This window comes from uncultured Campylobacter sp., assembly GCF_938030785.1.
GTDB lineage: Bacteria > Campylobacterota > Campylobacteria > Campylobacterales > Campylobacteraceae > Campylobacter_B.
In genome coordinates this window covers 1-10,440 of record NZ_CALHIK010000067.1, presented here as the reverse complement: position 1 = coordinate 10,440, position 10,440 = coordinate 1, and the positions used below count along the sequence as shown (strand labels likewise).

At 49.0% G+C, this 10,440-nt stretch carries 10 protein-coding genes; 4 read left to right on the top strand and 6 right to left on the bottom strand.

Features of this window, described 5'->3' with window-relative positions; genetic code table 11:
- The 6 genes from Q0438_RS03485 to Q0438_RS03460 all read right to left on the bottom strand — a co-directional run.
- Positions 1-183: NAD(P)H-hydrate epimerase (locus Q0438_RS03485; protein ID WP_299187430.1), on the bottom strand; the 183-nt coding region annotated here is incomplete at its 3' end.
- Positions 180-1,697, bottom strand: coding sequence for a YifB family Mg chelatase-like AAA ATPase (locus Q0438_RS03480; RefSeq protein WP_299187429.1), 1,518 nt, complete (start codon positions 1,695-1,697; stop codon positions 180-182). The genes Q0438_RS03485 and Q0438_RS03480, both read right to left, overlap by 4 nt.
- Complete coding sequence (gene def, locus Q0438_RS03475) at positions 1,694-2,212, bottom strand: peptide deformylase (RefSeq protein ID WP_299187427.1); 519 nt, start codon at positions 2,210-2,212, stop codon at positions 1,694-1,696. Before def ends, Q0438_RS03480 begins: the two co-directional genes overlap by 4 nt.
- Positions 2,213-2,797: an ATP-dependent Clp endopeptidase proteolytic subunit ClpP gene (clpP, locus tag Q0438_RS03470; protein ID WP_297918766.1), complete on the bottom strand. Its 585-nt coding sequence runs from the start codon at positions 2,795-2,797 to the stop codon at positions 2,213-2,215.
- Positions 2,797-4,110, bottom strand: a complete 1,314-nt coding sequence (gene tig / locus Q0438_RS03465) for a trigger factor (RefSeq protein ID WP_299187424.1) — start codon at positions 4,108-4,110, stop codon at positions 2,797-2,799. Before tig ends, clpP begins: the two co-directional genes overlap by 1 nt.
- 157 nt (positions 4,111-4,267) lie before the next feature.
- Complete coding sequence (locus tag Q0438_RS03460; RefSeq protein WP_299187421.1) at positions 4,268-6,418, bottom strand: TonB-dependent siderophore receptor; 2,151 nt, start codon at positions 6,416-6,418, stop codon at positions 4,268-4,270.
- A gap of 187 nt (positions 6,419-6,605) precedes the next feature.
- On the opposite strand from Q0438_RS03460, the gene folE reads away from it, so the two are divergent.
- From folE to Q0438_RS03440, 4 genes are all read left to right on the top strand, one after another.
- The gene (gene folE / locus Q0438_RS03455; RefSeq protein ID WP_297918758.1) at positions 6,606-7,190 is read left to right on the top strand and encodes a GTP cyclohydrolase I FolE; all 585 of its coding nucleotides are present in this window, start codon (positions 6,606-6,608) and stop codon (positions 7,188-7,190) included.
- Positions 7,191-7,301: 111 nt separating this feature from the next.
- Positions 7,302-8,495 carry a NifS family cysteine desulfurase gene (locus Q0438_RS03450; RefSeq protein WP_299187419.1) on the top strand — a complete coding sequence of 398 codons (1,194 nt, stop codon included), beginning with the start codon at positions 7,302-7,304 and terminating at the stop codon, positions 8,493-8,495.
- Between the two features lie 10 nt (positions 8,496-8,505).
- Complete coding sequence (locus Q0438_RS03445) at positions 8,506-9,507, top strand: iron-sulfur cluster assembly scaffold protein (protein WP_299187417.1); 1,002 nt, start codon at positions 8,506-8,508, stop codon at positions 9,505-9,507.
- 208 nt (positions 9,508-9,715) lie between these two features.
- The coding region (locus Q0438_RS03440; protein ID WP_299187415.1) for a transporter substrate-binding domain-containing protein at positions 9,716-10,440 on the top strand (725 nt) is incomplete at its 3' end.

Sequence of the window (10,440 nt, the reverse complement as noted above, 5' to 3'; positions counted from 1 at the left end):
CGCGTCCGCGCCGTTATTTCCGCCGCCGCAAAGCGCCAAAATGCGCGAGCCCTTTTTGAGCCGCTTTCTGATCTCGCGCTCGATCCTGCCTGCGGCGTTTTCCATTAAAATTTGCTCGCCAAGTCCAAATTTTGCGCTCGCTCGCGCGTCGAGCTCCTCGGTGCTAAAGAAAATTTTTTTCAAATTTCGCTCCTTATGCGAAAGCTAAGAGCCTCCAAAATATGCGCCTTAGCGATGATTTCGGCGCCTGCTAGATCAGCGATCGTGCGCGCGAGCTTTAGCGTTTTATTTACGCCGCGCTGCGAAAGGTCGTAGCGGGTGATCGCGGTTTGCAAAACATCCCGCGCAGCGCTTTCGCAGACGCAAAATTTTTCAGTTTCCTCGTCGCGCAGCTTTGCGTTTAGCTCGCTCTGTCCGCGAGCCTTCTGCGCGCGAAACGCCCGTAGCACCGCATCCGCCATCTCCTCGCTGCAAACGTCGCTTCTGTCGTCCGCGCCGGTCTCATCCATCGCGACGTATATGTCGATGCGATCGAGCAGTGGCGCGGAGATCGTGTTTTTGTAGCGCCTGATATCGTTTAACGAGCAGGTGCAGGTGAGGTTTTTGGAAAATAGATTTCCGCACGGGCAGGGGTTTTGCGCCGCGACGAAGATAAATTTCGTTTGGTATTCGACCTTGGAATTTACGCGCGAAATTAAAATTCTATTATCCTCCAGCGGCTCGCGCAGGCTTTCTAAAATTTGCTTGCCGAAGTGCGGCAGCTCGTCGAAAAACAGCTCGCCACCGTTTGCGAGCGCGACCTCGCCGATCTTTGCGCCGCTACTGCCGCCGCCGAAAATCGAGCTGCGCGTGCTAGTGTGATGCGGCGAGCGGAAGGGGCGCAGCGCGCTAAAGTCGACGTCTTTGTTATTTAGCGACTCGTAGGCGCACGAGAGCAGCACTTCGCCCAGGCTCTGCGGCGGCAGAATTCTGGCTATTCGCTTTGCGCACATGCTTTTGCCGCAGCCTGGGCTGCCCTCAAATAGGATATTGTGCATGCCGCATGCGGCGATCAGGCTCGCGCGCTTGGCGCGCTTTTGCCCTTTGACGTCTTTAAAATCAAGCGAAAAATCGCGGTTGGGGACGTAAATTTGCCCGTCAATCTCCACGACGTTTTTAAAAAGCGGATGGGTTTCTCGCATGAGCCTGCTTGCGGCGAATTCCTCGTCTAGAAAAAATCTGACCGCGTCGCTTAGGCTATCCACCGCATACACGTCGTAGTTTGGGATCGTGCAGGCCTTTAGAGCTATGCTTTGCGGCACTAAAATTTTAGCGCGCTTCACTTTCGTGCTTAAAAAAAGCAGGATCGAAAAGAGGCTCGCCGTGCTCTTTAAGCTACCGTCCAAACCGAGCTCGCCGAAGACGAAGAAATCGCCGTCGATGCGCTCCTTTTGCAGCGCGATTAGAAGCGCGATCGCAAGATCGAAGTGCGAGCCGTTTTTGGGCGTATCGGAGGGGGAGAGATTTATGATGATTTTAGATGCGGGAAATTTAAAATTTAGGCTCACAAGCGCGGCTTTTATGCGGCTTTCGCTCTCTTTTATCGTAGCTCCTGCAAGACCAACGATATTAAATCCCGGCAGCCCCCGCACGAATGTCGACTCAACCTCTACGGGGATCAGTGCATCCGTGAAGGCAGCGCATTTTAGGGATTTCATTTCGATTTTTCTTTTAGGCTTTTTTTGAATTCTTTATCAAATTTTTTGCGTTTGTTGTATCCGATACGCTCGATGAAAAGATGTCCGTCGAGGTGGTCCATCTCGTGCTGGATACAGACGGCTAGCAGCTCGCTAGCGTCCATTTGGCGGGTATTGCCGGCGCGGTCTTGAAACTGCACCGTGATAAACTCGGCGCGCGTAACGTCCTCATAAAAGCCCGGCACCGACAGGCAGCCCTCCTGGTAAACGACCTCGCCCTCCTTTTTTAAAATTTGCGGATTGATGATCTCGATGAGGTCCTTTTTGTCTTGGATTTTTTCCTCATTGGCTAAATTTATGATCAAAGCGCGTACGGGCCTTCCTACCTGAATCGCGGCAAGGCCTATGCCGTTTTTTGCGATCATCGTCTCATACATATCGTCTAAAAGCTCGCCCAGCGCCGCGTCGAATTTAACGACCTCGGTCGATCTTTGATAAAGCTTTTTATTCGGATAGGTAAGGACGTCCAGGATCATCTATTTAAAGCTCTTTTGAAGTACTTGATCGATCAAGCCGTATTGCACGGCATCCTCGGCGCTCATGAAAAAGTCGCGATCGGTGTCCTTTTCGACCTGCGCGAGATCTTTGCCGGAATTTTGCGAAAGGATGTTATTTAAAATTTCTTTCATTCGTAAAATTTCTTTGGCTTGGATCTCGATGTCGGTAGCTTGGCCCTGCGCGCCGCCGAGGGGCTGGTGGATCATTATGCGCGAGTTTGGAAGCGCGTAGCGCTTGCCTTTGGCGCCGCAGCTTAGCAAAAACGCCCCCATCGACGCCGCTTGACCGATACAGATCGTGCTCACGTCCGGTTTGATGTAATTCATCGTGTCATAAATGCTAAATCCGCTCGTAACTACGCCGCCCGGGGAGTTGATGTATAGATAGATATCCTTATCCGGATCCTCTGCTTCCAAAAACAGAAGCTGCGCGACGATCGAGCTTGCCACCGCGTCGTCGATCTCGCCGCTAAGCATTACGATACGGTCTTTTAGCAGTCTTGAGTAGATGTCGTAGCTGCGCTCTCCGCGGCCGGTCTGCTCTATAACGTAAGGAATCACCATTATTCGCCTTTCGCTTCTTTTTTGCCCTGCTTTGAGAAGATATCGTTAAATAGCTTCTCTTCGATTAGCGCCATTTTAACGGCCGGTAGCATGCCGTTGTTGCGGTATCTATCTAGGTGCTCTTTCGGGTTTGCGCCGTAGGTGTAGGCCTCCATATAGACCGCTTGGACGAGCTCCTGATCGCTCACGTCGATATTGCGCTTTTTGGCTAGCTCGTCGATTAAGAATGTAAGTTTGACGCTGTTTTCGGCAGCCTTTCTAAACTCTTCGCGCTTTTTATCCAGGGCGTCTTTGTTGTTTTTAAATTCCTCGATCTGCTCTTTTGAAAAGCCGCTCCAGGCGTTGTTAAACTGCAAATTTATCTCCTGCTCAACGATCGCTTTTGGAAGCGCGAAGTTAAATTTCTCGGCGAGCGCGTCGGCAAATTTAGGCTTTAGATCCTCATTTATTAGCTTTTGAAGCTTATCATTTTTGATGCGCTCTTTGATGCGCGCTTCAAATTTCTCTTTGCTCGGCTCTTTCTCGCCCGGAAGCGCTTGCTTTAGCTCCTCCTCGCCGAGCTCTTTGGCGGGTTTTTTAGCTTGAATTTCATGAAGCTTGACTTTAAAGATCGCGTCCTTGCCGGCTAAGTTTTTCGCGCCGTAATTTTCGGGAAATTTAACCGCTACGTCGCGCTCCTCGCCCACTCTAAGTCCGATCATTCCGTCTTCAAAGCCCGGGATGAATTGATTTGAGCCGATCTGAAGGACGTAGTCCTGCGCCTTGCCGCCGTCGAACGCCTTGCCGTCCACGAAGCCTTCGAAATCAAATTTTGCAAAATCGTCTTTGGCTAGAATTTTTTTGTTGGTTTTAGAAAGCGGAGCAATCATCTGCAAAAATTCCGCCACTTTCTCGTCGATCTCTTTTTGAGTAACGCGCGGGCTGCTAAATTTAGGAATCAGCTCCTCGTACCCCTCGACGTTAACCTCGGGCCTGAAAGAAATTTCGATTTCGACGTTGATATCGCCGTTTTTTTCATCAAATTTAGAAAAGACCGGCTCGGATAAAATTTCATCTTGTTTTTTCTTTAAAATTTTAAGAGACTCGTCGATCATATTTTTAAGAAGCTCCTGCTTCGCATCGCCCTCAAGCTGTTTGCCGTATCGCTTCAAAACCACCGCGGTAGGCACTTTACCCTGTCTGAATCCGTCGATTCTTAGCTGCTTGGAGGCCTTTTTGGCTAGCTCTTCTACTTTTGCCGCGACCTGCTTTGCTTCGATCTTGCTCGCAGCTACCGCATTCGCGGCGTCTTTCATTTTTGCTTTTACTTCCATAAAATTCCTTTAGAAAATTTAAAAATAGCTCGTAATATATCAAAAAATTTCTTATTTAAAGTATAAATTCCTAAAATTTGCCGAGCCTAAGCGGTTTGTATTTATCAAAATTTCAAAATTTTAAAAGCCCGCCTTAAAATTTAAAGCGGGCTTGAGGTTAAAATTTTACCGATACGTTAAACATAAACTGCCGCGCGTAGCCCATTTGAATAGGTATCACGCTCGTGGTCGTGCCAGTTGAGGATGAGGTGTAGTATTTTTTGTCGGTCAAATTTTTGACATTGAACGAAAAATTCGTATCATAGCCCGAAATTTTAGTATCGTAGCTCACGAAGGCGTCATAAACTACGGCGTGTGGCAGCTTAAACGCCGTTCCTGCGGGCACGCTCGGTAGGTTCGTGTGCATATAATAGGTGTACCACGAGCCGAAGTATCGCGCGCCGCCGCCAAGCCTAAGCCCCTTTGCGCCTAGATGCGCAAAATCGTAGTTGGCAAATAGGCTTGCTTGGTGCTTCGGCGTCGCTTCCAGCGGTTTGCCGATTAGCACCGCAAAAGCGCCGTCGTCCTCACGCACTCTCGTTTTGGTATATGCATAGCTCGCCGACATGCTAAGTCCCTGCGTCACGCGCCCGTTTATATCGAGCTCAAATCCTCGCGAGCGAGCCTTGCCGATCGTCTCACTTATATTATTTACCGTTCGCAGGATGTTTCTTTTATCGATATTAAACACCGCCGCACCTGCAGTGACTCGATCGTTTTGAAATTTAGTGCCGAGCTCCACGGATTTGCCTTCCTCCGGCTTTAGATCGCCGCCTATCGCCTCGCCTATGGACATCTGCGGCGTGAAGCTTTGCGCATAGTTAGTATATACCGACCACTGCGGGCTTAACAGGTACAAAAGCCCGCCCTGATAGGTCGTAGCGGCCTTTTTCTGATCGGTGTTGTTCGGTCCTTGCCAGCTTTGCTTGGCTACTTGATCGTAAAATTCCCTACGCACGCCCAAAGAAAGTATTAACTCGTCGGTTAAATTTATATTATCTTGGGTGTAAAGACCGATCGTTCTTAGCTTTTGATATTGTATTTTTGGCTCTCTATCGTTCGTTAGGACGGCGCCCGAAGCGGTCCGCCCGGTAAGCATATTGATGCGCCCTGCGGTGCCTTTTAGCGCGCCCGGGCGGTATCTGTAGTAGTTTTTGTAATCCGTGCCGAAAAGGACATCGTGCTTAAGCGGGCCCGTTTCAAATTTGCCGTTTAGCGTGACGCTTGCTGCGTGCGTGCGGTGTATGAAATTATCGTAGTAGTTATACGATCGCGTCGTGCCGGTAAGGCCTTGGGGCGTGAATGGATTGTTCGGACGGACGTAGCCGTATTCGTGCTTGCTGCGCGAGAAAGCATAGGCGCCTTTTAATATCCAATCCTCGTTAAATTCCTTCTCAAAGCCGAAATCAACCGTATCTAGCTTGCTTTGTAGTTTATTTACCGGCTCGTCGAAGCGGACTTTGCCGCTGCCGTAAATTTTACCCGTACTCGGCACCAAAAACGCGCCGCGATCCACCGGATCGGTAGAGCGGCTATGGGTGTAGCCTAAGCTTATCGAATAATCGTCTCCTTGATACGCAAGCGACGGCGCAAAGAGCGTGTTTTTTATACCGCCGAAATTTCGCCAATAATCCTTTGTGTAGTAATCGAATATAAATCTATACGCAAAGCCGCTGTCTGCGATCGGTCCCGTGGCATCAAATCCCGCATCCCAATAGTTGCGGTTGCCCAGCCCGCTCCAAAGCTCATTTATAAACTCATACTGCGGCTTTTTGGTTACCATGTTTATGACGCCGCCCGGTTGCTGTGCACCGTAGAGCATGCTCGCGGGCCCTTTTAGAACCTCGACGGATTGAATAGTTTTATTGTAGTTGTGCATCATGGCACCTGGTACGCCGTTACGCATAATCGAGCCGTCGCGACCCTCGCCGAAGCCGCGCTTGATGATCGCATCGAAAATATTTCCCGTCGTATTTGCGTAGCTTATGCCGCTTACGTTTTGTAGCGATTCGGCTAGAGTTTCTGGCTTTTTGTCCTTTAGATGCTGCTGCGTTACGACGTTTACGGTCTGCGGAATTTCTAAAATTCTCTTAGTCGTCTTGCCGATCTCACTGCGTACGGCGCGGTAACCGTCGTCGTTATTCGCCCATTCTACGACCTCGATATCGCCTAGGTTTTCGCCCGAAGTGGAGTTTGCTGCGGCGTTTTGTTCGGCGCAAGCAAAAGAAAAAAGCGCCAAAGCCGCGCCAAAACTCATCTTAAATTTCATTACCGAACTCCTTTTAGATAAAGCTTATCGAAACGGCGGATTTTAAATAAAAATTTCTTAAATTTAAATATATTATCATTAACATAATGAGATTGATAAAATTTCGCGCGGAATTTTAAAATTTATCAGCGTTATAAAAGGCGTTTTTGAGTAATATCGCGCATCGATCTTTAAGGAATTGCTAAAAATGGACGAAAAAAGCCGAGCTAAATTTGAAAACTGCGTGTCGCAGATGCTTGAAATTTTAGGCGAGGATCCGAAGCGCGACGGGCTCGCAAAGACGCCTGAGCGCGTGGCTAAAGCCTATGAGTTTCTAACTAGCGGCTACGAGCTGGATCCAAAAGAAATTTTAAACGACGCGCTGTTTGAGAGCAGCAACAATGAGATGGTTTTGATAAAAGATATAGAATTTTATAGTCTCTGCGAGCACCATCTGCTGCCGATTATAGGGCGCGCGCACGTCGCGTATATCCCGAATAAAAAAGTCGTGGGGCTTAGCAAAATTCCGCGTATGGTAAATATTTTTGCGCGCAGGCTGCAGATCCAAGAGCAGCTTACCGAGCAGATCGCAAGCGCAATCCAAGAGGTAATCCATCCGCTCGGCGTGGGCGTGGTGCTGCAGGCGCGGCACATGTGCATGGAGATGCGCGGCGTGCAAAAGATCAACTCGACCACGACTACGTCGGCACTGCGAGGGCTTTTTATCAGCCGAAACGACACGCGTAAGGAATTTTTCGATCTAATAAATTCTCCAAAAACTTTCGGTTTTTAAAACGGCAAGCGTTAAAGAAAAATTTAGCAATTATGTTATATTATCGTGCGAAATTGATAAAAGAGCGAAATTGTCTGATTAAATTTTAGACAAATTTTAGAAAGGAATTTTATGCAGCGCGTTTATTTGGACAATAACGCCACTACGATGGTCGATCCTGAAGTTTTTGAGGAGATGAAGCCGTTTTTTTGCGATAAATACGGCAATCCAAACTCCCTTCACAGCTTCGGCAGCGAGACTCACCCCGCGCTAAGAGTCGCGATGGATAGGCTCTATGCGGGGCTTGGCGCTGCGGATGCGGACGATATCGTCATCACGAGCTGTGCGACCGAGAGCAATAACTGGGTTTTAAAAGGAATTTACTACGATAAAATTCTAACCGGCGAGAAGGATAATATCGTCATAAGCTCCGTCGAGCACCCCGCAATCAGCGCGACCTGTGCTTTTTTAGAAAAAATTTGCGGCGTAAAGATCACCCGCCTCGGCGTCGATAAAAACGGACAGATCGATCTTAACGAGCTTGCCGAAAAAATTAACGACAAAACCGCGCTTGTTAGCGTGATGTGGGCAAATAACGAAACCGGCACGATCTTCCCCGTTAAACAGATAGCACGTATTGCGCATGAGCGCGGCGCGCTATATCACGCCGACGCGGTGCAGGCCGTAGGTAAGATAAAGGTAAATGTGCGCGATGCCGACGTGGATTTTTTAAGCCTTTCCGGGCATAAATTTCACGCTCCAAAGGGGGTCGGCGCGCTTTATATCAAAGATAGTAAGCCGCTTACGAGCCTGCTTCACGGAGGAGAGCATATGGGCGGACGCCGCAGCGGCACGCTAAACGTCGCGGGAATAGTGGGGCTCGGCAAAGCTTTGGAGCTAGCGAATAAATTTATGGATTTTGAGCGCACTCAGGTAAGCAGACTGCGCGATAAGCTGGAGGACGCGCTTTTACAAATTCCAAACGTAGGCGTCGTGGGCGACCGTAGCATTCGCGTGCCAAACACCATCCTCGCCTCGATCCAAGGCGTCGAGGGAGAGGCGATGCTGTGGGATCTAAATAAAGTAGGTATCGCCGCTTCTACAGGCTCTGCGTGTGCGAGCGAGGCGCTCGAGAATAACCCGATAATGGAAGCGATCGGCGCGGATAAGGAACTAGCGCATACGGCGCTAAGGCTTTCGCTGTCGCGCTTTACGACGGAGGCGGAGATCGATTACGCGATCGAGCATATAGGCAAAGCCGTCGCTCGTCTGCGCGGGATTTCAAGCACATTTGCTTACGCGCCGCAAGGTTATGAGAAGAAATAAAGGATAAAAAATGGCAAAAAATAGTTTGATAAACGGTTCGATCTGGGAGCAGTACTCGCAAAAAGTGCAGGAGCGTATGAATAATCCTCGCTATATGGGCGAGATCACCGAAGAGGAGGCGAAGGCTAGGGGTGGCAAGCTCGTGGTCGCGGACTTCGGCGCCGAGAGCTGCGGCGATGCAGTGCGGCTGTATTGGTTGATCGATCCTAAGACCGATAGAATTTTAGACGCTAAATTTAAAAGCTTCGGCTGCGGCACGGCGATTGCCAGTTCGGATACGATGGCTGAGCTTTGTATCGGAAAGACCGTCGATCAAGCGGTAAAGATTACAAATTTAGACGTAGAGCATGCGATGCGCGATAATCCCGATGAGCCTGCCGTACCGCCGCAAAAGATGCACTGCTCGGTCATGGCATACGACGTCATCAAGCAGGCTGCGGCGAATTATAAGGGCGTCGATCCCGCGCATTTCGAGGACGAGATCATCGTGTGCGACTGCGCGCGCGTGAGCCTCGGCACGATCAAAGAGGTGATCCGATTAAACGATCTTCATACGGTTGAAGAGATCACGCAATACACAAAAGCGGGCGCGTTTTGCAAATCCTGCGTGCGCCCGGGCGGACACGAGGAGAAGAACTACTATCTGGTCGATATTTTAAAGCAAACCAGAGAGGAGATGGAGCGAGAGAGGCTTCAAGCTCAAGCCGAGGCGAGTGCCGCTACTAGCGCGAAAGCGGGAGCGGAGATGAGCTTTGAGCAGTTAAATTTGATCGGTAAATTTAAAGCGGTCGAAGGGGTGCTTGACGAGGATATTCGTCCGATGCTTCAGATGGACGGCGGCAATCTCGACGTCATCGACATCAGGTCTGCAGACGACGGCAAAACCGACATCTACATCCGCTATCTTGGCGCTTGTAGCGGCTGCGCGAGTGGCGCAAGTGGCACGCTGTATGCGATCGAAAACGTCTTGCAAGAGAATTTAAGCCCTAACATCCGCGTGATGCCGATCTAAGCATAAGCTCTTAAAATTTCAGTAAAATTTCGGCGCCGCTTCTTTGCAAAAACAGCAACCAAAAAGCGGTGCCGTTTTAAATTCCAAATAAAATTATTCATCAAATTTAGCCAAAAAACCTAAGCGAAATTCTGATTTTAGCTGAGTATAATCTCTTTTCATTTATAATTAGCCACCGAATTCCACGTAAATAGATTAAGGAGAAAAGATGAAAATACTCATTGCGGAGGCTTTACTTTGCGTATCTCTTTTTGCAAATAGTTTGGATGAGATCAGAAAAAGCGGCGTTATCCGCATAGGCGTATATAATAACCAACCTCCTTTCAGCTCCCTTACGGACGGCAAATTCGTGGGTTTTGAGGCGCAACTGGCGGGCAAAATCGCCAAAGATATCTTCGGCGACAATCCCGGCAGGATCAAATTTATCCACATCGCGACCGATAGAAGGATGAGCGTTTTGGAAAAAAACGAGGTCGATATGGTCGTAGCTACCTTTACTCCGACGCCTAAACGCGCGCAGAGAGTGGACTTTTCGGATCCGTATTTTAAGGTGCAGGTGGGCATTTTGGCGCACGCAGACGATAATATCACGAGCCTAAGCCAGCTTCACCAGCGAAAAATTTTCGTCATAAAAAACTCACCCATTCACAACTTTTTGGCAAAAGAGGGCTTTAGAAAGAATCTGAAATTTTGCAAGAGTTCGGCGAAGTGTTACCGCGCCTTTAAAGCGGCGAAAAATGCCGTGCACGCCGACGATAACCTCATCTTAAGGGCGTATGCGATCATAGATAATAAAACCAAGGTTGCGCTTGACGGGCTCGGCAATCAAACCTTCAACGCCATCGCCGTACAGAAAGGCAATAAAGAGCTTTTGGATTTTATAAATTCCGATCTCGCGCAGCTTAAAAAGGACGGCTTTTTGGATAAATTTTT